Source organism: Pedobacter sp. D749, assembly GCF_019317285.1.
In the GTDB taxonomy this organism is placed as follows: Bacteria; Bacteroidota; Bacteroidia; order Sphingobacteriales; family Sphingobacteriaceae; genus Pedobacter.
The window spans coordinates 1,053,795-1,079,607 of the sequence record NZ_CP079218.1 but is presented as its reverse complement, the minus strand read 5'-3'; the positions used below and the strand labels follow the sequence as shown (position 1 = coordinate 1,079,607).

Sequence of the window (25,813 nt, the reverse complement as noted above, 5' to 3'; positions counted from 1 at the left end):
TTAAAATCGGAAGGAAAGGTTAGCCGCTAAATTCGCCGGTGCCTGCGCATTTGCCCAACTGTCCCAATATTTTTTATTAAAAATGTTGTTGGCTTTAACCTGTATACCCCAGGCCTGCCTATTGTAAAATACCACAGCATTAACCAGGGTATATGACGGAATAAAAAATTTGTTATCCGATGCTTTGTACATTTTATCTACATAATTCATTCCTGCACCAAATCCCAATCCCTTAAATTGATTCTGAAAAGCATATGAAGCCCAGAAATTCGCTACATTTTCAGGGGCATTTGCAGCTTTATTTCCATCAATATTAGCATCCAAAGCTGCTTTTACTATACGATTATCGTTATAAGCATAACCTGCCAAAATATTCAGACCGGCAACGGGTTGCGTAATTAGTTCCAAATCTAAGCCCTTACTCAATTGTTTACCATCTTGTATAGTAAATAACTCCTCATTCAAACGGGTGGCATTGTCAATATTGATCCGGTAATAACTGGCGGTAAAGCTGAGTTTCTTTTCAAAAAGCTCTGTTTTGATACCACCTTCTGCCTGGGTAGCAAATAAGGGATCTAAAACCTGCCTGCTGCCATTCGGCTGTGATACCGGAGCAACATTCTGGAAACCACTCATGTAATTGGCAAAAAGTGAAACCGATTTAGGTAGCAATTCATAAACCAGACCAAATTTAGGTGCATAAGAAGTTTGATTATAGCCATCTTCATCACCTTCAACAGCCTGTCTTTTATAACGATCCAAACGTAGTGATAACATGGCCGAAAGGCGAGGCAACACATTAATCATATCTGAAGCATAAACACTGGCCGTTTGCTGCGTTGGGGAAGGAAAAGGTTCAAAGCTTACCAGTTTATCAATTTGCTGGCTAACAATTGGCTTGAAAGATTTGGTTACATCAATCTGATCAATGGGCTGTATATCTGCAAATAGAAAACTTGAGGTATAATGACGGTAATTTGCACCAACTAAAAGGTTATGGGTAAAACTACCTGTTTTAAACTTGCCATTAAAATTCTGTTGAATATTTGTGTATCCATTATAAACCGGACCATACACATACGAAGCCCGGGTTACATTGCTGGGAGACGACCAGATGACCAAACGCTGATAACTGTGGTCTACATTTTCAGAAACAAAAGAAAAAAGTGTAGTTGACTTAAAGTTATCCGACAGCTTATACACCCCTTCAGCAAATAAACGTGTTGCATAATTTTCAACATCAACATTATCATGAAACAATGTTTTCCGGTAGTCCAGTAATAAATCGCTTGGTTGTTTAATCGCTGCAGATCTAAATACGTAGTTCATAGGCTGCGTGTTATGTACCTGCAACAATTCTGCATCTACATTTAATGATAACCGTTCATTTACATGGTAGGTAATACTTGGTGCCAGTAAAAAAGTATTATTGAAACCATAATCAAGAAAACTCCTTTCCCGATTCAGGGCAGAATTTACCCGGAACAGTACCTTTTTTTCCTGATCAAGCGGTGTATTAATATCTAAAGTAAGGCGGTTTAAGCCAAAACTCCCGGTAGTATAGTTTAACTCCGTACGTTTTGCTTCTATCGGTTTTTTTGTCACCACATTCACTACCCCGCCAAAGGAAGAAACCGACGCACCAAATAAAGTACCTGAAGGGCCTTTCATCACCTCAATGCGTTCGATGTTCGCTAAATCTACAGCAGAACGGTCTGAAGTAGATTCCATACCATTACGTGCATTAATTCCCGTTCCAAATCCTCTGAAATATGCACTTACGCCACCAGAAGGGTTTGTTATAGAAACCGCGCCCCCGGCATTACGTATGGCATCTGCCACGGTTACCGCAACCTGTTCCTGCATCAGCTGCTTGGTTATTACACTATACACCTGTGGATTTTCCAGATTCGTTAAAGGTAAACGGGAAACATATTCTGTCGTTTTGTTTGCAAATTTATTAACGCGCTCACCATTAACAACTACTTCCTGCAGTGCCCTCATATCCTCATATAAAGTGAATAAAACTTCCACCGTAGCATTTGCAGTAACCTGAACGCGCTGCTCCTGCCCTTTTAGCCCTACATATCTGGCTGTGATGGTATAACTTCCCACTTCTACATTGGTAAAACTAAAAAGACCATTTTCATCTGCCTGAATTTTGCTACCGCCCAGATCTATGTTAACGTATGCCGCAGCCAGGCCGTCGCTTGTGATCACCCGTCCTTTAATCGTTCCTTTACCATTTGAAGGCTGAAGGTTAATCTGGTTTCCTTTTACCTCTATTCTCCTGATCTCTTCTCCAAAAATTCCATGGAGAATATATTCTAAAGTGGCATTTTGATAAGACAAATTGACTTTTCTATTTGCATTCAACAAATCCGGGCTATAAATAAAACTGCAACCTGCCTTGGTTTCTATTTCTGCCAAAGCCTGGGCGATAGAGACATTGTTAAGCTGAATACTGATTCTTTTTTTCAAAGCTGTGGTTTGTGCCATAGCTGAATTGGTAATGAAAATGGTGAGTAAAATTAAAACGATTGTTTTCCCCATACGTGAAAACAATCTTGTGCTAAATAGCAAAAAGTTCATATTTTTGATTTGAAGTAATGTGATTGATTATAGTGCATTGCTCATACCCGGTGAACAACTTTAGCGACGCGTACACCGGGTATTTATGTTAAAATTTACTTATCTGGACAATGTGACCTCCTTATCTTTCATTTTGTATTTTATATTAAGTGCAAAACTGATATCCTGAAGTACATCAGTTAGTGAGGGATTATCAAATCGGGCCTTTACCCTGTAATTAAGCAAAGCAGGATCATTGAGATGAACTTTAACGCCATACCAGCGTTCCAGCTCAGCCGCTACCTCGCTTAATTTACGATCATTAAAAATCATGACACCTTTAGTCCAGGCAACGATATGCGCACTATTAATCGTGGTTTGTTTTAGTGAATGACCATTAAATGCGCCTTGCATATTGGGATATAAGATCAGCGTATCGATACATCCGGCAGCTGTTAACTGTACCCTGCCCTCTTCCACAGCCAATTGATCAAAAGGGCCTTCCCAGCTCTGAAGATTGAAGTGGGTGCCCAGTACGCGAGTTGTGGTATATTTAGTTTGAACGTAGAATGGTTTGTTTGGATTTTTAGTCACTTCAAAAAAGGCTTCTCCTTTCAGAAATACCCTCCGTTCCGTTTTTGAAAAATGTTCGGGATATTTCAAACTGCTTCCTGCATTAAGGTACACCAGGGTTCCATCAGCTAAAGTGATTTTGGCTTTTTTTCCGTATGGAAGCATTACCACCTTATAGGTTAATGAAGCGCCTGCGGGCGATTGTTTGTTTGATAGATATAAGCCCAAGCCCGCCAGTAAAATGAATATTGCAGCTATCGATATTCTTTTATACCATACCGGCATCCGAATAATCCTGGCCGGTTCATCATAGGCTTTTACTTCCGGATGCGCTCCTGAAATACGTTGCCACAATTGCTCCTTTAGCTTTGATTCTGCTTCGGAAGAACGAAGTTCATAAGACTTTTCGGGACTTCCATCCAACATCCATTGTTCTACGATCTTCCTTTCCACAGGGGTGCATAAACCCGCCCAATATTTTTCTAACAAATGATGATCTACCGACATGAACTGCTTTTAGAATACAAGTCGGAGATCGGGAGATTTACCCTTAGTCAAAAAAAAATATTTTTTTTGCTATGGGTTAGCACCTGTTCAAAATTAAATAAAAATTTATTTCGTATGTCACTGAGCGTAATCGAAGACCATTTCAACGCATTAATAAAGTAAATTCGATTACGCTATCAATGACAGACTCCAAAAAAAGGTCGTCATTGCGAGTAACCATCAGATCTATGGCCTGAAAAAAATAGGAATAACGTCCTATATTCGCTTTTTAACGTATTAGGTTTAAGATTTCGCATCCTGCAAAACTCATTGAGCTAAGATGTATAAGGTGGTCGTAAAAATTAAAAATTACACAGTTTAATTAACCACCTTAGACACCTTAGAACATCTAATTCATTAAATAATCCTTCAGGCTTTCACACCATATAAGAACATGTAAGCTTATATGGCCCTTAAATTTCTTATATGGTCAAAAAAAATAACACTAAATATAAATTATTTACATAAACGTCATTATAAGGAGTAACGACGAAGCAATCTATCATGCTAGTAATCCTTGCTATAAAGATTGCTTCGTCGGCTGAAAAAGCCTTCTCGCAATGACGATCCCTCTAGGAGATATTTCCATTAAATTCTACCGTCATTTATCTTGATTTTTATAAATAATTACTCCTCAATGTGACAGCAAAAGGCCATTTATTTTTGTTATAAAAATTTAAACCGCTCTTAATGTAAATAAGTTTTAAGAAAACGCAATGCTTTGGTTAAATGTGCTTCTACCGTTTTTTCTGAAAGCTCAAGCTGTTCTGCAATTTCGGGTATAGTTAAACCACTATTACGACTTAGCGTGTACACCTGTTTGCACCTACATGGTAACCTGTTCACAAGTCCGTCGACAAAATGATCCAGATCCTTAAAAAGAATAGTTTCTTCTGTATTGTTAATACTTTCGCAGAAATTTTCTAACAGACACTGGTTCTGGCTTTCCCTTTTAAATTTTTCACGGTAGTAGTCACTGATTTTAATCCGTGCTGCCCGATATAAATAGTATTCCATCCGGGTTTCAATATGAAGCGAATCTTTACGCCTCCAAAGAGAACAAAAAATATCCTGAACAATATCCATAGCAACTTCATCATCATTGATATGGTATTGACAAAAAGCAAGTAAGGGCTTCCAGAACTCTTCAAACAAGGTGCGAAAACTTGAATCATCAATTTGATTCAGTAATTTATCATCTTTATTACCCTTAAAAATTTTCACAAATGCGTTTGTTGCTTATATAGAATGGCAAATATAAGCCATTATTTTTAATAAGTCTAAATAGTTTAGTGATAAATGAGGGAAATCGCTTTTAAAAATATAATCTTCCTCTTTCTCAAATGATGGCTTGCGCAATACGCTTCTGACAGCTCATGGAATCGATAGCAATGGTGCAATCCTTAACAGCAAGCAATTTGAGCAGGGCGGGAACTACTAGTTACTAACGAGAATATAAAAGAACTTCTCATGCCGTATATATCCTAACTACATGATATTTACGATAAAGGGATAATGATAACTATGACAAATTACTTTAAATAAGAAGCAATCCACGTATAAACTTGCTTTTTAACCTTGGGTGGAAAAGCGTGGCGTCCACCATCTTCGTCAAAATATATCACTTTTAAATTATCAGCAGATTTAAGTTTTTTGTAATAAGATAATGCTTCATTATAGAGTTTCTCGGTAGATTTTACGTGGCCTGTACTGTTTGCTTTATTCTGCTCAGTATCTTTGGCCCATTCCCAAAGTCCTCGGGTCATTAAAAAAGGTCTTGGTGCAATCAGGCCCACAAAATCAGAGGTTCGTGCTGTATTTAGAAATCCGGGAATTGCCGTATACGCATACCGTTTGCTTGGCGCCTTCTCATCAAACCAGTCAACCATCTCAAATACGCCACAGGATGAAACACCTATTTTGACGCGAGTATCGGCAAACATGAAGTATGCCAAAGCATTGCCACCTGCAGAATGGCCGATAGCTCCAACCTTATTTTTATCAACCACAGGCATGGCATACAACACATCCATTGCTCTTTCTAAATCATATACTTCCTTTCCGATTGTAGATCTTCCTACAGACATAAGCTGTCCAGCCCAATGTTCTGTTGCTTGCAGCGACTCTTCATACCACAAATTAGTCAAGGTATCCGGCTTACTAATTCTTCTTCGGTTACCGTGATAAAACCTATCAGGGCATATAACCACGTACCCTTGTTTATACAGTTCTATACCGTAATGTTGGTCGTCGTCACCTGCAAGGCCAGCCGGTTCAGCTTTGCCAAGATAATTACGACTACCGTCTTGATGTATAGCAATCATAGCCGGTAATTTGGTACCAAAACTATGATTTGGAATAAATAGATAAGCTGTAATGTAGTCTTTGGGTGTATGAAAAACCGTACTGCTATCTTCCGATAAATAACGAATTTTATATCTCCAGCCATTTTCAATATTTATTTTCTCTAATGTATCAACAAACAATTTTGGTGGATTAGGCATTGTGCCTAATAAACTCATCAGGGTATTTTTGTTTTTCTGTCCAAAGCAGGAAAGACTGATAATCAGAAGAAATATAGCTAGAATGCTTTTCATATTTAAGTTTTGATAATTTAGACAACTTATAAATCAATTAGGTTACACCAGATGAAGAAACAAGGACTTAGATTCGCCCCTTTTAAACAGATAACAATTTGATTATTAAGTGCGAATAGTTATTAAATGGAATATAAAAGAGCATCTCATGCCATATGGCTCTTTATTTCCACAGCTACAGCCGATACCCACAGAAAAATCTGCGCAATAACCTGGAACTCAGAAATAACTATGACGCGGTGAAGTTTGCACAGGCCTATAATCTTCTTAAAACAAAAATAGCTGCAAACCCATGGGCTGCAGCTATTTATAAATTATTGTGTTTAAATGCTATTTGAAGATGTCTGCCAGGGTTTTGTTCAGTTCCTCTCCTCTTAAGTCTTTACCTACTACCTTACCTTCCGGATCAAGCAGGAAACTTGCCGGCACAGATTTTACCCCATAAGCTTTAACGGCGGAGTTTGACCAGGCCTGCAGATCAGACACATGCGTCCAGGTGAGGCCATCAGTTGCGATGGCTTTTAACCAGGCATCCTTTTTTGAATCCAGGGATACACCTAAAATTTCAAAGCCTTTATCATGGTATTTTTTGTAAGCCGCAACTACATTGGGGTTTTCTCTCCGGCAGGGACCGCACCAGCTTGCCCAGAAATCAACAAGTACATATTTACCTTTAAAATCAGAAAGTTTTACGATTTTCCCATCCTTATCAGGCATAGCAATGGCCGGGGCAACCTTCCCTTTAGCGGTTTTCGCATTAGTTTTTAATGCGGTGTTAATTTGTTCGCCAATTTCTGATTGCTGCGCATTTTTAGTAAGCAGCCCGAAAAACGCTTCGGCAACCGGAAAATTAGGATAACTGATAAAACGGTCATAAATAACTGCTGCAGATCCGGCCGAAGCGGGATTTTTGAGGATATACTCCTTTACCGCTGCAATGTTCAGTGTATCCAGTGATCTGAATTCCCGGTCGAAACCTGCACGGGTAGCGGTATCTTTTTTACCCGCTTTCTCAGCCTGATCAAGCCGGCCGTAAATATCTCCTGCTTTAGCAGTGATTGCTTTCCAGGGACCGTTGTAAAAGCCCATGTATACATCCTGCGCAGCAGATCCACTAACAACCGCCTGAGACAAACTATCAGGTTTGGTCACACGGATAGCAGCATTCTCCAATATAAAAAGTATCGGGTTTTTCAGGCCCTTACTTTCCAATTTATAAAATCCTGGTTGTTTAACCATTCCTTTAAACATAAAGCTACCATTAACAACTTTCGCCGAATCTATAACTGCATATTTATCCCCAACTTCATGACCAAGATAAATCTTGTCTTTAACGGTAGGGAGATTACCGGTCAACACATATTTTCCATTCTGGGCCAATAGCGGACCGCCATAACATCCCAGTGCCACGGGTACTATCGTTAATATTCTTTTAAATAAAATGTTCATCCTATATCGCTTTTAACTTGGTAATTACTTCTTCAAGGCTCATGTTTTCCAATACTACTTTTCCCTGCTCATCTAACAAAAACATGGCAGGGATAGCCTGTACTTTCCAGGCGTTGGCCGTTGCACCATGATCCAGGAAACTTGGCCATGGCAATTTTTCTTCCTGCTGTGCCTTTAACCAGTCGCCCTCTTTTTTATCAATCGAAATACTAACGATTTGCAGGCCTTTATCCCTATAATCTGCATACACTTTTTTCAGAGCGGGAATAGATTTACGGCATGGCACACACCAGGAGGCCCAAAAATCGACCAGCACGTATTGATGTCCTTTTTTTAACACTCCTATTTCCGCAGCCTGCCCGGCCTCATTTTTCGCATTCAGCAAAGGTGCCTGCTGACCTTTAAAACCTACGGGATTAATCAAATCGCCCAGGATTTTACCATAGTAACTTTTCTGCGCTGCAGGCGAAAGCTCCGCATACATAATTTTGTCTTCCGGGGTGAAATAACTGTAGATGTCAAGTGCAAGTAGCGGCCCCCAGAAAGAATCTTTATTGTCGGTCACAATTTTGCGCAGATTTCTCTGCGCCTGCTTAAAGAACTGAGATTCATCAGCCATTGCTTTTTTCCAGGCCGGGCTCTCTATGATCGATTTGAGCAATGTGGTATCTTTTGCCGCATATGCCTGGTTTCGCCTGGTCACCACTTCTTTATTTGCCTCCTGGTTAGCAATATAAAGCGCGTTGAGCTCATTCTTGGGCGCTATTTTTTTCACGTACTGATTATTTGCTTCGCTGCCTTTTACTACAAGATCAGTAAACTCATAGTATTTGTTTTCTGCACTGCCCGTCAGTTTAGCCATGGCTGTAACAACAATCTTCCCGGGTTGCAGCACCAATGAGGTTTGTCCGCCAATGCCTGCAGTCCGCAGATAATACAGTCTTGGTTCTGTAGCAATTGCTCCTTTCAGCAGAAAATTACCGTTACTGACCACAGCTGTTGCCACAGGCTGCTCATTTGCATGTGTAGCACCCGGAACAAGATCGATACGCGTGCCATCAGGCAGCCCTTTTACCGTACCATTGATGGTAACTGGTAAGGATACTGCTTTTGCCTGTCCAGCGCATACGGTAAAAAGTATCAGCAGCAGTGAAATCTTAATTTTCAGTTTCATATGTGTGTTTTAAGCTACTTGTCTACATTCTGTTTAATGGTACCATTACCCGGATTTTTAGAAGCACCCTGTGGAAATGGCATCGTCCAGAGGTGGGAATTAGGAGCAAGTGTTAAGGCCTGTCCGGCTTCTGTTTTGCTCAGCGTAACGGCGTAATTCGGATCCTTGTTCAGGCGGCGTGCATCAGCAAAAGGCGTAATCCCTAAAATAAGCTCATTTCCTTTGGTTCGCTGAATAAGTTTTACCGCCTCTATGGTGTTAGATGCGCTCAGCGGTACATATTTTGCAGCAAAGATTCTTTTCACCCGCACAGCGTTCAATGTAGACATGGCACCGGGAACATCGTTAAGACGTGCCTGGCATTCTGCTTTGATCAGGTATACTTCGGTGGTCGTTAAACCGCCCTGGTTGAAATAACCTGTAGTAATGCTGGTATAATAGGTATCTGCCCCTACTGTCCTGAGTTTCCAGCGGGAGGCAAATCTTGCATCACCCTGTTCAAAACGGGTTGCGCGATCAACGCGGATCGACGACTCCCGTCCGGCATTACTCGATGCACCATGACGGAAATAATAATTTTCCACGTAATTAAAGCCCATTGGCGAAGGCGCATTGTTATAGATATTAACAGCCTCTATCTGCGTTTTATAGGTATTGTAAAATGTTGTCCAGTCAAACAGTTTATCGTTGTACTTCAGGGCTTCATTTGCAGCAGCCAGTGCATCAGCATATCTGCCCATTTGCAGAAGTATCCTTGCTTTCAGCGCATTCGCTGATCCAAGATTGGGATGCAGCACGGTTGCGCTGGTGGCGCCCAAAGCAGGAATGGCCTCATTAATATCCTTCAGCATAAAATCATAGAGTTCTTTGATCGATACCTGGGTATACGCCGCACCAATATCAGCACTGAGAATCAGCGGCACAGATAATTTGGTGGCTGCGTTTGCTTCTTCATAAGTGTCTGCATAATAATTGGCCAGAATATCATAATCCATTGCCCTCAGCACTTTCGCCTGTCCAATCAGTTCCGCTTTTTGTGCCTCCGTCCCCTCTGTTGTTCCCGCTGCCTTTTCAATAATCAGGTTGCTGGTATTGATCCCTTTGTAATTGTTATAGTAAGCACCTTCATCTGAATTGTTAAATGCAATCCTGTCGGCCGATTCGTTCCAGTTATAGTTGGCTTTGTATAGCGGATAGTAATTCAGGTTGCTGCTGGTTTCAAATTTATCATTGAGCAAGAGCACTGCCTGGGTGATATCTGAACGGTGGTTACCATACTCGTCGCGGATCAGGGCTTCATAGTCTGACAGCGTAGTAGGGATCTGGCCATTTCCTACAGGAAGGATATCAATAAATTTTTTGCAGCTGCTAAAGCTCAATACTGAAGCAAGAACGGCTAATTTTATGGTGTTTGAAAATATATTTTTCATCCTTATAAATTTGTTTTTAATGGTGATGAAGCTGTCATGATTTACTTATTCCACTTTGTGATTTTTAAAATCATGACGGTTTCATCACTTATGTCTTTAAATATTGTTTGCTGCTAAATGCAGTATAAAATAGTTTCCTAGAAATTAAGATAAGCACCCCATACATAATTAGGAGTAAGGTATCCGTTGAGCAGGTATTTTGCAGTTTTGGATTTGGCCAATGTAAAGGCGTTCTCCACGTTAAACTGGAAACGGATATTGCTCAATCCTGCTTTTTTAGCCACCTGCTGTGGTACGTTATAGGCCAGGGAAATATTTCTCAGTCGCATATTAGTAGCATCCAGTACGTTGATGTCTGCATACTTGTAGATATCGGCACTCTGGCTGTTATAAGTAGGATCTTCAGCAAAAACAACTTTAGGAATATTAGTCTTCAGCTCGTCTCCGGGATTTCTCCACCTGTTTACGATATCTTTATTTACGGATGAAATCTGGGTTACATATCCGTTCAGGGCACTGTTATAGCTGGCCCCCAGCGCTGGTAAAAATGTATCTCTCATTTTATGACCGCCCTCGAAAGTTAATAGGAAAGACAGGCTGAAGTTTTGATAGGAAAGCGTACTGTTTAATGATCCGCTGTATTTTGGAACGGTCGATCCGCTGTACACAATAGATTGCAGCGTAGCTGGTGAAGCCAGTACCTTCTCTCCTTTTTCATTGTAAACCTGTGGCAATCCTGTATTACTCAAACCAGCCCATTGATAGCTGTAAATGGAATTGTATGGATTTCCGATACGTGGGAATGATTGCGGATAATCAAGCTGAAGGACATAAAAAGGTGCCTCTATGTTAACATAGGTAACTTTGTTTTTATTAAAGGCATATTGCAGTCCCAAATTCCAGGTCAGGTCTTTGCCACGGATGATATCACCAGACAAGGCCAGTTCAACTCCCTGGTTCAGCATCTCTCCGTTATTGATCACATAGGTTGAATAACCAAACCCTTCAGTTGGCACACCCTGCGTGTTGGCCAACAAATCCTTGCCATTTTTATGGTAGTAGTCAACCGATCCTGAAAGACGGTTTTTAAAAATTGCGAAATCCAGACCGGCATTGGTGGTCGTGGTTTTTTCCCATGACAACAATGGGTTTGGCCTGCTGCCTATGACAGCCTGCAAACCGCCTACATTGTAATTTGGATTGAAATTGAAAGTGGTAAACGGTGCACTATTGGTGTAAACGTTACCGGCGATACCATGTGAAACACGCAGTTTCAACCTGTCTACCCAGTCTGCATTAAAGAAAGATTCCTTGTTGATATTCCAGCCTGCACCCACTGACCAGATTGGTGTATTCTGATATTTGGAGCTCGTACCCCAAAGGTTCGACCTGTCCCAGCGAATACTACCCGTTAACAGGTATTTGTCATCATAGGCGTAGTTTATATTGCTGTAAAGAGAAACAAAACGCTCTGTATTAGCTCTCAGTATACGTCCATCCGCTGCTGTAAAACTTCCGCTACCGAGAACAGACGCAGGGGTATTGCCTAACGATGTCTGGTTCACCAGGCTATAGGTTAGCGTGTTTGGATTGTAGTTATAGAGGGTCTGATTTTCATAGTCTATTTTTCTGTTTCTAATCTCAGAGCCTAAAATTGCATTTATGCTGTGTTTCTCTCCAAAAGTTTTATCAACATTTAACTGCTGCCTGAAAACATAGAAATTACTGAATTGATTTTCTTTGTAATTGATATTTCCGTAAGGGAGATTAAAAATTGCGGTTCCGCCGGCCACTGGATTAACGGAGGCCAGACTGTTTACCTTGTTACGTACATAATAAGAGTTTTTGTCATACAACTGATCCAGCCTTTTGGTTGAATATTCGTATTGAAAGCTTGATTTATAGGACAACCAGTCAGTAATTTTTGCCCCAAGTCTGATAAATGACCTGTTGGTGAAGTTCCTTGTTTTACCAAGGTTCATCGCCTGCTCATCCAATGGGGTAATGTCCATACTGTATAAACGGTTGTTGTTGATCAGCGCCATGGTATTGGCAGATAAACGGGATGCGGCAGCGGAAGTAAAGTTGCTTCCATCGGCATTCACCAAACGGTCGTAAGGTAAAAAGTTATATCCCGGTGATAATGTATTGTAGGGCTGGGTTTCTCCCTCAGTGTAAGACAGGAATGTACTTAATTCCATGCTCAGCCACTTATTGATCTGAGTGGTATTGTTGATATTGACGCCAAGGGATTCATCACCTGCGAATTTGTCCTGCGTTTTATTGTTACGGTAGGTTACAGAAGAGTATAGCGCATTTTTTTCGGTCGCGCTCCCAACACTCAGGTTGTATTGCTGATAAAAAGGATTCCGCTTGCTATACTTTTCAACATCATCATAATACTGGTATCCACCGGCTGCCAGCTGGCCTAATTTTGTATTGAGATCTGCCTGTGAAAGTGTGCCTGCAGCATTTCTCAGAATGGCATTGATACCCTGGCTTGGGTAGGCCACATTCTGTAATAAGTTGGCCGCGTAGGCGCCTGCATTTGCACCGCGTAAATTCGGATTATTGGCAGCCCATTCCTTCTCCAGTTCAACAATATCTGCTGAATTGGTAAGATTATCCGTGTATTGTCTGTAAGGAGAAAGCGTAAATGTACTGGAAGCAGAGATTTGTGGCTTGCCTTTTTTTGCTTTCTTGGTAACAATAACAATGACACCATTAGAGGCACGTGCCCCATAAATAGAGGCAGCAGCAGCATCTTTTAATACCGTAATGCTTTCAATATCTTCCAGGTTCAGTCCCGGTATGCCTTCAGCTACAGTTGTGCTGTTCGCATTTAAGCTCAGGTTTTCTACAGGAAAACCATCGATCACGTATAAAGGCTGTACCAATCCGTTCATTGAAGTGGTTCCCCTGATCAGACCGTTATTGTAACCGGGTATCCTGCCTTCCAGCAGCGACTGCATACTGCTCAAACGCTGTTGATCCAGTTGTTTGGAGGATAACGTAGAAAATGATCCTGTTACACGTTCTTTAGACAGGGTTTGGTATCCTGTGGAAACGGTCACTTCATCCAGCTGACCTGTTTGAATGGTCAGGATAATATTGCCAAGATTTTCCGAAGCCTTGATTTCTCTTGTCTGATAGCCTAAAAATGTAATCATCAGCACAGCATCTTCATCAACATCCTTCAATGTAAACTCGCCATCCTTATTGGTCACTACCTGTTTTTTCAGTCCCTTTACGCCTACAGTAGCGCCAGGAAGCGGCAGATTATTTTCATCCAGCACTTTTCCGGTAACATCGATTGATTGAAATCTTTTGATGATTTTCTCCAGGAATGCAGGCTCTTTTTTTCTAACCAGTACAGATTTGTTAGCGATGGTGAACTCCAGCGACTGGTTTTTAAATATCTGATCCAGAACATCACTTAATTCTGCATTTTTAACATCTATCGTCACTTTTTTGGAATTCTTTAATATAGAATTCGTAATCACAAAATCGTAACCGCTCTGGTCGCTGATCTGATCAAAAATGGTAAACAATTCAGCATTTCTGGCTGACAAAGTAATTTTCTGTGCGTAGGTGCCCGCACTTACCTGCATAAAAAAAGCAAGCATGAGTAAAGTGGTTAGCTTCATAACTCTCCATAGGTTATTTTGCGCGCTGAAAAAGCGCACTGGTTTAGTGCAAATTTGGTACATTTGGTAAGTTAGGTTGTTGCTTCAAGCCTTGTATTTTCGAGATCGCGGCTTTTAGCGGTTAGTTTGACAATTTTTGTTAATTCCCAGCCTTTTTTGCCAGTTCGATTAGCGTCGGACTGGTATTTTATTCTGGAGCACATCCTCCTGTGGTTCCAGGGATGTACTTTGAATTTCCTATAGAGTAGATATAGTAGATTTTTATTGTATAACTGTCACCCTCCTTCCCTCAACTTTAAATTTAACATCATTAGAATAGCTCAGCATAGTTAGTACTTCGCTTATATTTTTTTGACGTGAAATATTACCATTAAATTTCTCATCTGATACTTCACCTGTATATACGACGTCAATATTGTACCAGCGGATGATTTTTGCCATCACCTCCTTAATCGACTCATTTCTGAAACGGAAATAACCATTTTTCCAGGCCATCACATTTTTAATGTCAGCAGGCGCAACAGTAATAGGTTGCCCATCCTGTACTATCGATTGCTCTCCCGGTTTGATGATTTTTCCCTGTTCCGCATGATTTGATACCTGCACGCTTCCTTCAAGCAGCGTAGTTAATGTTTTTTGATGATCAGCGTAGCTGTTGATATTGAAATGTGTACCCAGTACCTGTACCTCCTGAAGGTTGGTTTTCACGATAAAAGGGTGTGTTTTGTCTTTCGCAATTTCAAAATAGGCTTCACCTGTAAGTTCAACCTCACGCAATTTCGCCGATGCAAATGATGCAGGAAATTTGATAGAGGAGGATGCATTCAGCCATACTTCACTTTGGTCTGGAAGCCGGAGGCGGTAAGTTTCACCCATGGCAGTCGATAAGGTATGGATGTGTGTACCTGCAGCCATTTTATCATCTTTTACGGTATAAACAACTTGTCCATCAGCAGTTTTACTAATCATTATCCCCGCTTCGCTGGCCAGTTTACCCTCATTGGCGGCAGACAATATTATTTTTTTGCCGTTATCCAGGGTAAGTGTTGCTGTGTTTTTGCCAGGAGCGATATCGTTTCTGAAGATATTCACCAGATTTTTTGGCTGTGGCTGATCGCTGTGGTAAATAAGGCTGCCCCCTATAACGAGCAAAACCGCCGCTGCTGCTGCTGCAATGCTAAACCAAAGTTTACGCAGCTTGCCCCTGCTCCGAACAGCAGATGTTACCTCAATCTGCACTTTTAATTCCTCCCACTTTTTATTGGTATTAAAAGTTGAGTATGTTTTCAATGCATCAGCAGATTCATCCCTGATGGCACGAAGTTCCGCTAAAAGCACCTGTTCATCGGCACTCAGGGAATTTGGCGACTGTTCATCTGCTTCCAGTTTATCTAAAAGCTGGTTCCAGTCAGGAGTAAAAGGACTGAGATTTTTATCCATATCAATACACTGTCGTAGCTATATCGAAAATGGGTGACAGCAAAATGATAAAATAGTTACTTTTTTTTCAGAATAAATTTAAAAACGCCCTGATAATGAAGAAAAGGCAACAAGAACAAGAATTGCATGATTACGAAGCGCTGAATAAGCCCTACTTAACTGTGTTTTTACTGTATTGATTGAAATATTTTGCTTTTTAGCGATTTCTGCATAGCTCATTTTATCAACCGCATGCATAATAAAGATATTTTGCCTGTTTTCTGGCAATTTTTGAATCAATTCTACAATTTTAATATAGCGCTGATGTCTGATTTCGTTATATTCCTGCTCATCATGATGTTCTTGTTCCTCTTCCAAGGCAGCCAGCATAGAATTCCTCTTTTCAGTAACGGCACTTTTACGCAGAAAGTCAATACATTTATATTTTACTGCCCTGCGTGCGTAAGCTTCAAAACTTGTGGTCAGTTGAATGGTATGGCGCCTCTGCCAGAAGTCAATGAAAAAGTCCTGCACCATATCTTCCGCTGCAAACTGATCATGAACATATTGCATAGCCACAGCACACAGAAATTGATGGTTTCTGCGAAACATCGTCTCGAATTCGTCGATATTGAGTGTTTTACTATCTTCTCCTTCCATTAATTAAAATCAAAAATGCGCTTTGATAGTGAACTCAGCATAGGGTAAGGGAAAAATATTCAGTAAAGCAAATAAAGCATTTATTGAATCACATAATTAGTTAAAAACAATGAATTTACGAAATGAATATATCGCCAAAAAAAGCTTGTCTTATTTATCGTAAGAACGATCTTTTGATGGAATAGCCATATACTTTAATAATAAAGCGTACACCGTAGCGATCGTCACCGTACAAAAAAGTATTTCTTTGTCAAAAAAAAGACTGGCGCAATCAGATAGAAAAACGTTTAGACTATAATCGCGACTGTCGCTACTAATTGTAACCATAGTAAGCACAGCTACTAAATACTCAAACACTATAGTTATCAGAATAATAACAATTAATTTTCTGAAAATTTCATTTCTGCTAATAGCAGCTAATAAAACATAGGTCCAAATAATAAAAACACAAATAAATATTGGGCTTGAAGCAATGAAAAACAACCCTGCATATCCCGAATTATTTGGCAATGCCACAAAAGAAGCAATTAAAGCCACTAATGTGGTAAGCACTGCTATTAGTAATACCCGTTTAAATTTTATTTTCATTAAAAGAAGCTATTTATTTTGGCCTGTTTTGTTCTATTAAGGTTAAACACCAATAATCTGCCCATTTACGGGAATTGAAATTTAGCCGGCATTTGCAATGTAAGGCTTAGCTTTTGCGAATGCACTCATCATTAAGTTTGCTGTTAATATAAGTTAATTTTTTCTTTTTCAGCAACGTTCTGTGGACCGGGTAACTGCCAATCAGCACCCGCACCATCCAAAATATACTCAAAAAGGATCGGGCAAAAATTGCATTAATCGCTATTGCAAACAACAGAAATGATGTTGTTTGATAAGAAGGAGCATTGATATATATCAATCAGAAATGCAGATAGGAATAAAAAGATGATCAAATCTGTTGAAACTCATCGGTTCGCCAAGCACAATGTCTAATATGAACGCTACAACAAATAAAAATTGAACACCACAACAAAGTACAATAGATAAATTAGCCGGAGATTTGCTTAATTAATTTACAAAAGCAATGGAACGATCAAAAAAAGAAACCGTGTTGGTTACCGGAGGATCTGGCTTCGTCGGTAGTTACTGCATTATACAGTTACTAAAGGAAGGATATACGGTCAGAACGACGATCCGGTCATTAGATAAAATAGATTCATTAAAAGAAACACTTTTAGCCGGTGAGGCTAATAATATGCAAAACCTGACCTTTATTGCGGCTAACCTCACGAGCGATGAAAATTGGGACAAGGCTGTTGAAGGATGTGATTATGTTCTTCATGTGGCATCCCCTTTCCCGGCAGGAGAGCCTAAAAACGAGAATGAGATCATTATACCCGCACGGGATGGGGCTATAAGGATTTTGCGCACAGCGCAGGCTGCAAAGGTAAAACGTGTGGTCTTAACGTCATCCTTCGCAGCTATAGGCTATACCATTAACCCTAAGAACCATGTTTTTACAGAGACCGACTGGACGGACCCCAATGTAAAGTTACCGGCTTACATCAAATCCAAGACGATCGCAGAACGTGCAGCCTGGGATTTTATGGAGAAAAATGCTGGTGCTATGGAATTGGTTGTCATCAATCCCGTCGGGATATTCGGACCAGTTTTAGGAAAAAAATTTAGCAGTTCAATCGGCATGATTGTACAGTTACTTTCAGGAAAGATGCCCGGAACACCACAACTATCGTTCGGTATCGTGGATGTTCGTGATGTAGCCGATATCCATATCAAAGCAATGAAAAATCCGGCGGCGAACGGCCAGCGGTTCCTGGCAACATCAGACGGGATGATTTCATTTCCGGGAATTGCAAAAGTTTTAAAGGCAGACAGTAATTTACCTGTTGATAAAGTGCCGTCTAAAATTCTGCCGAACTGGCTTGTAAAGGTTAGTTCATGGTTCAAGCCGGAATTGAAACCCATTGTTCCACAGTTGGGTGTGGTGAAAACGCTGTCAAATGCAAAGGCCAAATCTGTCCTGAACTGGAGCCCGCGGCCCAAGGAAGCGACCATTAGAGAAACGGCAGAAAGCCTGGTCAATTTTAAGATCGTATAAGTTCGCGTTATTATTGGCTTTTAACATTTGATTTGCGAAATTTGATGATATGATACCTGCGAATGAACATCCTCAAATACTGATCTCCTGTTATTACAAGAAATCTGTAAATGGCGAGGATATCGTCAACCGGCACGCTTTTGCTTACCAGATCGCCGGAAGCCTGACTGTTCAGGACGGACACGAGAAAGTGATCTTTCAGCCAGGCGACTTTCGTTTTAATGTTCGCAACAGGTTGGCCAAATTTGTAAAACAACCTGGTGAAAGTGATCCTTTTAAATCACTTTCACTACAGTTTGACGAAGAAACCCTGCGTGAGTTTGCCGATGAGCACCATCTGATCGCTGAAACAACATCATATGTTCCACCCTCGTTCCAACTTAAAAAGCATCCGCTTCTTCAGAATTTCGTGGATTCACTGCAGCAATCCCTTCCTTATTTCACTGAGGGTAACAATGACCTGATGAAAATAAAGCTGAAAGAAGCTTTGATCGTTCTGCTTAAAGTGCAACCTGAATTAAAGGATATACTTTTCAATTTTCAAACTCCCGGAAAGATCAACCTCAAGGCATTCATGGAGCGGAGTTTCCGCTTTAATTTGAGCCTGGCGAGGTTTGCTTACCTTACCGGCCGTAGCATTTCGACCTTCAAACGCGATTTTTCAGGGGAGTTTTCAATGACACCGGCAAAATGGTTGCAGCAGAAAAGGTTAGACGAAGCTTATTACTTGTTGAAAGAGGAAAAGTTTAAAACTACCGATGTCTATGCGGAAGTGGGCTTTGAAGACCTGTCCCATTTCTCATTTGTATTCAAGAAGCGTTTTGGAGTCAATCCCTCCAGTATTTCCTGAAATTTGAGAAGGCACAAACAGTCCTTCAGGCAAGGAAGCTGTCGTATCCCAGAATGGTTCAACAAGTTTTTTTGGGCTGGTAAAGACCAACTACTATTTCATTGTTCAAAAGCAAGTGACAATAAATTCTTCACCGACAGTCTTGGTATCTCTACGATCCGTCAAGAGGGCCTTTTCCGTTGAACAAAATTGAGGCTCCAAATCAGTTAGTTAGCGCCTAACGATCTGTTTCCTGACTCTGCTTAACGTTTCTGCGGTAATTCCCAGATATGAAGCGATCATGCTTTGCGGAACCCGCATATTCAGATGGGGAAATTTTTCCAGAAATCTCAAGTATTTGTCTTCAGCGGTGAGGCTGATGAAGGTATGGATCCTGTCTTGGGCTACGAGAAAACTTTTTTGCAGTATGGAATTGATCATATTATTAAATGCAGGCACCTCTGAACACAGGTGGTCAAATTTTTCCCTGCTGATCAGAGCCACCTCTGAATCTTCGATCGCATCTATGTTATAAATGGAAGGTTGACCTGTGAGAATGCTTTCCCGATCACCGATCCAATAATTCTCTATAGCGAAATTCAGGATGTGCTCAACCCCTTTTTCATCGACCGAATAGGTACGTAAACATCCTTTGGTAACAAAGGCATGGTTCTTGGCCACATCACCTTCCTGGGTAAGATACTGTCTTTTCCTGACGCTCTTTAAAACTGCAGCTTCAGCCACCTTTTCCAGCTCCTCTGCTGTATAATTTCCTTTTCCTTGCAAATATGTTTTAAAAGTCTCGATCACCTTTGTCTGATGTTGCAGTTATAATGCTCTAAGATAATGAATAAATCTTTTTTGTAAAAGGATTCTGACAACTGTTGGCTTCGCTGGCAAGAATAGATTGTTAATGGCTTTTGCAAACAAGCCTTAATTATTGCAGTCAGTCCGGCCAGAAATTGATATAGATCAACAATATTTCTTACGAAATGTCAATGAATTGACCGTTAGAACATGCGATTTTTGTAGTGTTAAAACAATATAAAAACTTAAAATTAAAGATATGAAAACTGCAAAAGAATTATTGCTTGACTATTTGGAAAATGTAGGAAACCCTGATGTTCAGATCGAACTGTTTGCTGACGATGCTGTATTTGAGCTACCATACCTGGCAAGCCTTGGAATACCGGCCCGATGGGAAGGACGGGAAGTGCTGTACAATTTTCTGGCTAACCTACCAAAAACATTTCCTGGATTCAAATTCAAAAATATTCAAATCCACATTGATACACCAGATCAGGCGTTTGGAGAATATGAGGCAACGGCTACTATTGCATCAAATAGTAAAGATTATGCCCAACATTACATGGGCCGTATTGTAGCTGAAAATGGTAAAATTAAATTAATCCGTGAAGCTTTGAATATGGTGCCGGTAATCAGGGATATTAAAGGTATCGCTATTGACTAACATTAATAAAGTCTTCATTGCATGTGGATAATTGAACTGCATATGCCCGGTAGTTGCGAACGATTGATGTATCCCGCATATCAGCGCAAACTTTAAACATCAGCCATGTGTTATTTAAGAAACGAAATTCACATAAATCTGTAATTATGAAATTAAGAACCTATCTAAATGGCCTGGCTATCGCTTTAATGGTATTTTGCTTTTTCAATGCCGATGCCACAGCTTTTAACAAACCTGGCAAATCTTTGCGTTTAACAGCGGGGGCTCCGGCTGTCGAGGGCTGGTATTTCCGGGCAATAAGTGGCTATCCTGCGGCTATTACCTTTGAGCCGGTTGTACTGTTTAAAAATGGCGATTATTGGGAGGCAGGTGCTCAAACGCTGGAAACATTGAATATCGCTACCGATAAAACTAAGCATCCTAAAGCCTGGGGTACCTGGAAGAAACAAGGCCAGAAGTTTGTACTCACCAACAGCAAAGGGGAGGCAAATGACTATAAACTTGGTGAGGGTAACTGGTTCCCGGCCTATGCATATACAGGTGCCGTTAAACTGAAGCCTGCATACGAAAAAGTAAGCGGTGGCGATTATGGTAACGGCCTGAGTGCTTTATCGATTAAAAAAATCACTTTTTTGGATGCCACCCATTTTAACGAAGGACTAAACGCGGGTATGTCAACCGGAAATGCTGCGGCCTGGAAGAAATCTGCAACTGGCGGTACGTACCGGATATCCGGCCATTCAATCGAATTCACCTATAACAATGGTACAGTCGTTAAAACCTCATTTGCATTGGGTGCAAAAGGTGGGCCTATCAGGCCAGATAATGCACTGATCTTTATAGGAGGGTATGCTTATACAGATGTAGAATAATCAATTTGCCAATTAACTGCTTTATCAGCGGTTTTTGATGCTGAGCTTTGTCAGAGGTGATTGGTGCTATCTTAACCTTTCTGAGCTTGGCGTTTTGGCGGAAATCGAAGAATAAACTTCAATAGAATACCTGATGTTAAATCTTGCACAAATGTTTTGTAGAAGCAATCCACCCCAATATTGTCAAACCAATGTTAGTGGCATTGGCTTTATTATTCGCTTTCTTCCGTCTTTAATTAAATGAATGTCTGAACTCCAAAGGCGAAACATTTGCCTTTGTCTTGAAAAGTTTGCGAAACGATTGTGAATGTTCAAAGCCCAATTCATAAGCAATTTCCGAAACGGAAAGATTTGTAGTTGATAATTTTTCTTTCGCTTTCTCTATGATTGCATTCTGAATATATTGTTGTGTGCTTAGCCCTGTCAATGAACTCAATAGGTCACTCAAATAGCGTGGCGACAGCTTTAATTCTGTACTGATATATTTAACTGATGGCAAGCCGTTTTTTAAACTGTTCTCTTCTTCGAAATACTTGTTTAAAAGATTATCCAGAGAAGTGATGATGTCGTGATTGATTGCTTTCCGCGTAATAAATTGCCTGTTGTAAAAACGATTGCTGTAATTCAATAACAATTCTATTTGCGACACCAAAACATCCTGGCTAAAATGGTCAATATTGTTGTCCAATTCGTTGACTATTGAAGCAAATAAATTGGCGATAACTTCTTTTTCTTTTGCCGATAAAAATAAGGCTTCTGAAACATCGTAAGAGAAAAAGCCATACTGATTGATTGTTTTTCCTAGCGGATAATTTCGGATAAAGTCCGGATGGAAATACAGCGCAATCCCTTCATAGCTTTCCAGGTCTTCGGGTGAAATAACAATTTGTTTAGGCTTTAAAAATGCTAATCCACCTTCTTCAAAATCGTAATAGCCCTGCCCGTATTTTATTTGTCCGCTGAAAGTAGGTTTAAATGATATTTTGTAAAAATCGAGACTTACTTTTTGTCCTTTTGGAAACCTGTCAATCGAAACATTATTGTAATCAACCAATGCAATTAATGGATGCAATGGTGCAGGAAATCCCAATAGCCGCAAGAGTTGCGATATACTTTTAATTTGATTGATGTTTGATTGTTGCTGCATTTCATTTACGAATTTAATCAATTTTGTTTTGACGGACGAATCACAATGTCGCCAATTTCTACATCATCAGGCTGACTTATTGCATAAATTACAGCGTTAGCAATGGCTATGGGATCTATTGCCATTTGTTCCATTCCTTGTTGAACAGCTGTTTTCATTTCTTCGTTTTTGATGTGGTTCGCAAAATCTGTTTTGACAAATCCGGGCGAAATGCCTGTAATGCGTATGTTTCCGTCTGACTCCTGACGAAACGCTTCTGCAATAGTGCGAATGGCATTTTTAGTTCCGGCATAAACGCCTTGCATGGGCACTATCTTTATTCCCGAAGTTGAAATGATATTGACGATATGTCCCGATTCCTGTTGTTTGAATAAGGGAATTGCAGCCGCCATCCCATACAAAACGCCTTTAAGATTAATATCAATCATTTCTTCCCAACCGTTAATATCCAATTCGTCAATACGACTTAACTGACTGATACCTGCGTTGTTTACCATGACATCTAATCTTCCGTATTGCTCAACAGCTGTATTAACCAACCGAACTAGATCGGCTTTATTCTTCACATCAATTTTAGTAAAAGTGGCTTCGCCACCTTTACCTTTTATTTCTTCAACAAGTTCTTGCAATTGTTCTGTTCGTCTTGCACCCAAAACAACCTTTGCACCGTTTTTTGCCAATTCTATGGCGATGGCTTTCCCCATTCCGCTGCTTGCACCTGTAATGGCTACAACTTTTCCTTTAATATTTTGCATTGCGATTTGTTTTTATCTGTCTATTTGTTTTTCTAAAAACTCAGGATAGCGGTCGCCTAAAAGGGTAATTCCATTAACCGTTTCGTTAATTTTTGCAAGTTCATCGGGTGTTAATACTATATCTGTACTGCCAATGTTTTCGTCTAGGCGATGCAATTTTGTAGTTCCTGGTATTGGTGCTATCCAGGGCTTTTGAGCTAAGAGCCAGGCCAGTGCCAATTGTCCTGTTGAAATATTTTTTTGTTGCGCAATCTCAGAAAGTGCATCCACTAAAACCAGGTTGGCTTTGATGTTTTCTTCGGTAAAACGTGGAATAACATTTCTGCGGTCTACGGCTTCTAATTTCTTGTTGATGATCCCTGTAAGAAAACCTTTTCCCAACGGACTGAACGGCACGAAACCAATTCCTAATTCTTCTAATGTTGGTATGATTTCATCTTCCGGTTCTCTCCAAAACAAAGAGTATTCGCTTTGTAATGCTGATACGGGTTGTACTGAATGTGCTCTTCGAATGGTTGTAGCACTTGCTTCCGATAAACCGAAATATTTCACCTTTCCTTCTTTTATCAGGTCTTTTACTGTTCCTGCAACATCTTCTATCGGGACATTAGGGTCAACTCTGTGCTGGTAGAGCAGATCAATGTAATCTGTCTTTAATCTTTTTAAAGAGGCCTCAGTAACTGCTCTAATCGTTTCAGGTCTGCTGTCTAAGCCTACTGCTGGTCTGGCATCCTTACAACCAAATTTTGTTGCGATAACAACATCTTTTCTAAAAGGCTGTAATCCTTCGCCAACCAGTTCTTCGTTCGTATAAGGACCGTAAGCCTCTGCGGTATCAAAAAATTTAATACCTCTTTCAACTGCGTTGTGCAGTAGTGTGATGGCATCTTTTTGATCCAGACCTTTACCATCCAAAAAATTTAAACCCATACAGCCAAATCCCAATGCGGAAACTTCTAATCCGCTATTCCCTAATTTTCTCTTTTGCATCATTCTTTATGTTAATTATTTCTAAAACTGAATAAATTTCTAATACAAAACTCTTGATTGTCGCTTTATAAAAAGTAGTTGGATTGGTAATTGTTGTAGTCAGATTTTCAAACGTTTTTTAAACACTATAAATTAACCCGCTCCCTTTATCTAACGATTTAATGGCTTTTAGATCATCGGCAAACAACTCAAAGTCAAATACATTGAAATTTTCATTCATCCTTTTCATATTAGCTGATTTCAGAATAACGAGCTTCGGACTTTGCACATCGGGCCACTATTGCCAACCCCATTGCCCTTATGTTTTTTTGCTTGCTTATTTCTTAATTAATTTAATAATCGAGATTTTTCTATGTGATTTGAGATTTTGTTTTTAAATTAGTGGTGCAGATTAATAAATAACATATTTTTTCACCTTAATTCAGAGAATCCAAAAAGCAATTATTTTTAACAATATTCCTGGTCGAGCGTTTTAGAAACGCATTTTCTTATATCTCTGAAAAGAGTTATTTGTTAGTCTGCAGCGACCAGGATACTTTATTTTAAAGTTATGCAGACTAACAAAAGTAAAAATCAAAACACACAGCTCCCTGCTCAGGTTGCAGCTGAATCAGCCAACATGAATGTATTACCTGCCATTTGCGCAGTAAAGGCTACCTTACATCATATTGATGGGAATGTTTCTGAAATCATGATGACTTTGCCACGCTACACCGGTTGGGCAGAATTTTTAGAGGACGGGCAAAATTCCATTCGGGAATATGTGTATCAGCTCACCCGGCATTGGATTCGAATTACCCATTTCTTTATAGAAACTGGAACCATCTCCGCTAATGGAACAATAACCTCTTGCTTTTTACCACGCAGGTTCGATATCCCACTGGGCAAATTTTATAAACCAATGGCGCCCGGTTCCTGGGTATCGGCCAATCAACACCCGCACCATCCTAAGTATAACCAAAAAGGATCGAGCAAAAATTTATCAGCATTAATGGCTATTGCAGGCACTAGAAATGATGTTGTTTATCATCAAACAGAACCTAATACCATTCTTTGCGGCATTCCATGCGAAAGTAAATCGGCCTACTTTGAAAAAGGCGATATTCCGATCGGGCATTTTCAAAAGAACGAAATTGAATACCTGGTGATTTACAGTTATGTTGCTGATGGGAAGGGAATTTTTGAGTGAGGTAAACTAGATTTAAGCCCTTACGGATGGTGAGGGCTAACCTTTCCAATACCCGTACTTTAGGTGTTCTGGCGTGTGATTAGGAACTGCTACCGCTTCGAGTTAAACCCTGTTATGTATAGATAAATAGAAACTGCTATCTATTCATACTAAACGCCATCAATTTGATTTTCTGTTCCGAAAACAATTTTCTTTAACTTGTTTCCCAGTATATTGGACTGAGTTTGAGTTGTAATTTGTGATGGCAGTTTAAAAAAATTAGTGGATCCTAACTCATCTATCCGTAGTCAGCTCACACAGAATACAATCACCCAAAACTACGGAAGGGGTGGAACTTCGCAAAAAAGGCTTCAAGAAGGATTTCCGTACTAATCTCTATGATCACCA

20 protein-coding genes are annotated in these 25,813 nt (G+C 40.1%); 5 read left to right on the top strand and 15 right to left on the bottom strand.

What is annotated here, in order from left to right; all coding sequences use genetic code 11:
- From KYH19_RS04500 to KYH19_RS04450, 11 genes are all read right to left on the bottom strand, one after another.
- On the bottom strand, nucleotides 1–2,592 hold the full coding sequence (locus KYH19_RS04500) for a TonB-dependent receptor (protein WP_219077729.1): 2,592 nt from the start codon (nucleotides 2,590–2,592) through the stop codon (nucleotides 1–3).
- A gap of 99 nt (nucleotides 2,593–2,691) precedes the next feature.
- Nucleotides 2,692–3,651, bottom strand: coding sequence for a FecR domain-containing protein (locus KYH19_RS04495; RefSeq protein WP_219077728.1), 960 nt, complete (start codon nucleotides 3,649–3,651; stop codon nucleotides 2,692–2,694).
- A gap of 726 nt (nucleotides 3,652–4,377) precedes the next feature.
- A complete protein-coding gene (locus KYH19_RS04490; protein ID WP_219077727.1) occupies nucleotides 4,378–4,914 on the bottom strand; it encodes an RNA polymerase sigma-70 factor in 537 nt (178 codons plus the stop codon).
- A gap of 308 nt (nucleotides 4,915–5,222) precedes the next feature.
- Nucleotides 5,223–6,287 (bottom strand): S9 family peptidase, encoded by a 1,065-nt coding sequence (locus KYH19_RS04485; RefSeq protein ID WP_219077726.1) that lies wholly within the window; start codon nucleotides 6,285–6,287, stop codon nucleotides 5,223–5,225.
- Between the two features lie 330 nt (nucleotides 6,288–6,617).
- Nucleotides 6,618–7,736 carry a TlpA disulfide reductase family protein gene (locus tag KYH19_RS04480; protein WP_219077725.1) on the bottom strand — a complete coding sequence of 373 codons (1,119 nt, stop codon included), beginning with the start codon at nucleotides 7,734–7,736 and terminating at the stop codon, nucleotides 6,618–6,620.
- Nucleotide 7,737: 1 nt separating this feature from the next.
- Nucleotides 7,738–8,910 carry a TlpA disulfide reductase family protein gene (locus KYH19_RS04475; RefSeq protein WP_219077724.1) on the bottom strand — a complete coding sequence of 391 codons (1,173 nt, stop codon included), beginning with the start codon at nucleotides 8,908–8,910 and terminating at the stop codon, nucleotides 7,738–7,740.
- A 14-nt stretch (nucleotides 8,911–8,924) separates the two neighbouring features.
- Entirely contained in the window at nucleotides 8,925–10,340 is a 1,416-nt protein-coding gene (locus tag KYH19_RS04470; RefSeq protein WP_219077723.1) for a RagB/SusD family nutrient uptake outer membrane protein, read from the bottom strand.
- 137 nt (nucleotides 10,341–10,477) lie between these two features.
- Nucleotides 10,478–13,987, bottom strand: a complete 3,510-nt coding sequence (locus KYH19_RS04465; RefSeq protein WP_219077722.1) for a SusC/RagA family TonB-linked outer membrane protein — start codon at nucleotides 13,985–13,987, stop codon at nucleotides 10,478–10,480.
- Nucleotides 13,988–14,248: 261 nt separating this feature from the next.
- Nucleotides 14,249–15,427, bottom strand: coding sequence for a FecR family protein (locus KYH19_RS04460; RefSeq protein ID WP_219077721.1), 1,179 nt, complete (start codon nucleotides 15,425–15,427; stop codon nucleotides 14,249–14,251).
- 78 nt (nucleotides 15,428–15,505) lie between these two features.
- Complete coding sequence (locus KYH19_RS04455) at nucleotides 15,506–16,066, bottom strand: RNA polymerase sigma-70 factor (RefSeq protein WP_219077720.1); 561 nt, start codon at nucleotides 16,064–16,066, stop codon at nucleotides 15,506–15,508.
- A 150-nt stretch (nucleotides 16,067–16,216) separates the two neighbouring features.
- Complete coding sequence (locus KYH19_RS04450; RefSeq protein ID WP_193425795.1) at nucleotides 16,217–16,654, bottom strand: hypothetical protein; 438 nt, start codon at nucleotides 16,652–16,654, stop codon at nucleotides 16,217–16,219.
- 484 nt (nucleotides 16,655–17,138) lie between these two features.
- Between KYH19_RS04450 and KYH19_RS04445 the strand changes: the two genes are divergently transcribed.
- Both KYH19_RS04445 and KYH19_RS04440 read left to right on the top strand, forming a co-directional pair.
- Nucleotides 17,139–18,173, top strand: coding sequence for an aldehyde reductase (locus tag KYH19_RS04445; protein ID WP_219077719.1), 1,035 nt, complete (start codon nucleotides 17,139–17,141; stop codon nucleotides 18,171–18,173).
- Between the two features lie 49 nt (nucleotides 18,174–18,222).
- Entirely contained in the window at nucleotides 18,223–19,023 is an 801-nt protein-coding gene (locus tag KYH19_RS04440) for an AraC family transcriptional regulator (protein WP_219077718.1), read from the top strand.
- 210 nt (nucleotides 19,024–19,233) lie between these two features.
- Here KYH19_RS04440 and KYH19_RS04435 read toward each other — a convergent pair whose 3' ends face one another.
- Nucleotides 19,234–19,788, bottom strand: a complete 555-nt coding sequence (locus KYH19_RS04435; RefSeq protein WP_255562548.1) for a Crp/Fnr family transcriptional regulator — start codon at nucleotides 19,786–19,788, stop codon at nucleotides 19,234–19,236.
- Nucleotides 19,789–20,068: 280 nt separating this feature from the next.
- Between KYH19_RS04435 and KYH19_RS04430 the strand changes: the two genes are divergently transcribed.
- On the top strand, nucleotides 20,069–20,473 hold the full coding sequence (locus KYH19_RS04430) for a nuclear transport factor 2 family protein (RefSeq protein ID WP_219077716.1): 405 nt from the start codon (nucleotides 20,069–20,071) through the stop codon (nucleotides 20,471–20,473).
- 146 nt (nucleotides 20,474–20,619) lie between these two features.
- Nucleotides 20,620–21,345, top strand: a complete 726-nt coding sequence (locus tag KYH19_RS04425; protein WP_219077715.1) for a hypothetical protein — start codon at nucleotides 20,620–20,622, stop codon at nucleotides 21,343–21,345.
- A 232-nt stretch (nucleotides 21,346–21,577) separates the two neighbouring features.
- On the opposite strand, the gene KYH19_RS04420 is transcribed toward KYH19_RS04425, so the two are convergent.
- The 3 genes from KYH19_RS04420 to KYH19_RS04410 are packed head-to-tail and all read right to left on the bottom strand — an operon-like array spanning nucleotide 21,578 to nucleotide 24,237.
- Entirely contained in the window at nucleotides 21,578–22,492 is a 915-nt protein-coding gene (locus KYH19_RS04420; RefSeq protein ID WP_219077714.1) for an AraC family transcriptional regulator, read from the bottom strand.
- A 17-nt stretch (nucleotides 22,493–22,509) separates the two neighbouring features.
- The gene (locus KYH19_RS04415) at nucleotides 22,510–23,247 is read right to left on the bottom strand and encodes an SDR family oxidoreductase (RefSeq protein WP_219077713.1); all 738 of its coding nucleotides are present in this window, start codon (nucleotides 23,245–23,247) and stop codon (nucleotides 22,510–22,512) included.
- A gap of 12 nt (nucleotides 23,248–23,259) precedes the next feature.
- Nucleotides 23,260–24,237 carry an aldo/keto reductase gene (locus tag KYH19_RS04410; protein ID WP_219077712.1) on the bottom strand — a complete coding sequence of 326 codons (978 nt, stop codon included), beginning with the start codon at nucleotides 24,235–24,237 and terminating at the stop codon, nucleotides 23,260–23,262.
- Between the two features lie 550 nt (nucleotides 24,238–24,787).
- On the opposite strand from KYH19_RS04410, the gene KYH19_RS04405 reads away from it, so the two are divergent.
- Nucleotides 24,788–25,426 (top strand): hypothetical protein, encoded by a 639-nt coding sequence (locus KYH19_RS04405; protein ID WP_219077711.1) that lies wholly within the window; start codon nucleotides 24,788–24,790, stop codon nucleotides 25,424–25,426.
- Nucleotides 25,427–25,813 lie beyond the last annotated feature (387 nt).

Bases quoted from the DNA above. Each gene is read 5' to 3' on its own strand.
- KYH19_RS04470 (WP_219077723.1), bottom strand. From the start codon at position 10,340: ATGAAAAATATATTTTCAAACACCATAAAATTAGCCGTTCTTGCTTCA.
- KYH19_RS04450 (WP_193425795.1), bottom strand. From the start codon at position 16,654: ATGAAAATAAAATTTAAACGGGTATTACTAATAGCAGTGCTTACCACA.
- KYH19_RS04500 (WP_219077729.1), bottom strand. From the start codon at position 2,592: ATGAACTTTTTGCTATTTAGCACAAGATTGTTTTCACGTATGGGGAAA.
- KYH19_RS04415 (WP_219077713.1), bottom strand. From the start codon at position 23,247: ATGCAAAATATTAAAGGAAAAGTTGTAGCCATTACAGGTGCAAGCAGC.
- KYH19_RS04480 (WP_219077725.1), bottom strand. From the start codon at position 7,736: ATGAACATTTTATTTAAAAGAATATTAACGATAGTACCCGTGGCACTG.
- KYH19_RS04495 (WP_219077728.1), bottom strand. From the start codon at position 3,651: ATGTCGGTAGATCATCATTTGTTAGAAAAATATTGGGCGGGTTTATGC.
- KYH19_RS04485 (WP_219077726.1), bottom strand. From the start codon at position 6,287: ATGAAAAGCATTCTAGCTATATTTCTTCTGATTATCAGTCTTTCCTGC.
- KYH19_RS04455 (WP_219077720.1), bottom strand. From the start codon at position 16,066: ATGGAAGGAGAAGATAGTAAAACACTCAATATCGACGAATTCGAGACG.
- KYH19_RS04460 (WP_219077721.1), bottom strand. From the start codon at position 15,427: ATGGATAAAAATCTCAGTCCTTTTACTCCTGACTGGAACCAGCTTTTA.
- KYH19_RS04405 (WP_219077711.1), top strand. From the start codon at position 24,788: ATGCAGACTAACAAAAGTAAAAATCAAAACACACAGCTCCCTGCTCAG.
- KYH19_RS04410 (WP_219077712.1), bottom strand. From the start codon at position 24,237: ATGCAAAAGAGAAAATTAGGGAATAGCGGATTAGAAGTTTCCGCATTG.
- KYH19_RS04420 (WP_219077714.1), bottom strand. From the start codon at position 22,492: ATGCAGCAACAATCAAACATCAATCAAATTAAAAGTATATCGCAACTC.
- KYH19_RS04445 (WP_219077719.1), top strand. From the start codon at position 17,139: ATGGAACGATCAAAAAAAGAAACCGTGTTGGTTACCGGAGGATCTGGC.
- KYH19_RS04430 (WP_219077716.1), top strand. From the start codon at position 20,069: ATGAAAACTGCAAAAGAATTATTGCTTGACTATTTGGAAAATGTAGGA.
- KYH19_RS04440 (WP_219077718.1), top strand. From the start codon at position 18,223: ATGATACCTGCGAATGAACATCCTCAAATACTGATCTCCTGTTATTAC.
- KYH19_RS04425 (WP_219077715.1), top strand. From the start codon at position 20,620: ATGAAATTAAGAACCTATCTAAATGGCCTGGCTATCGCTTTAATGGTA.
- KYH19_RS04475 (WP_219077724.1), bottom strand. From the start codon at position 8,910: ATGAAACTGAAAATTAAGATTTCACTGCTGCTGATACTTTTTACCGTA.
- KYH19_RS04465 (WP_219077722.1), bottom strand. From the start codon at position 13,987: ATGAAGCTAACCACTTTACTCATGCTTGCTTTTTTTATGCAGGTAAGT.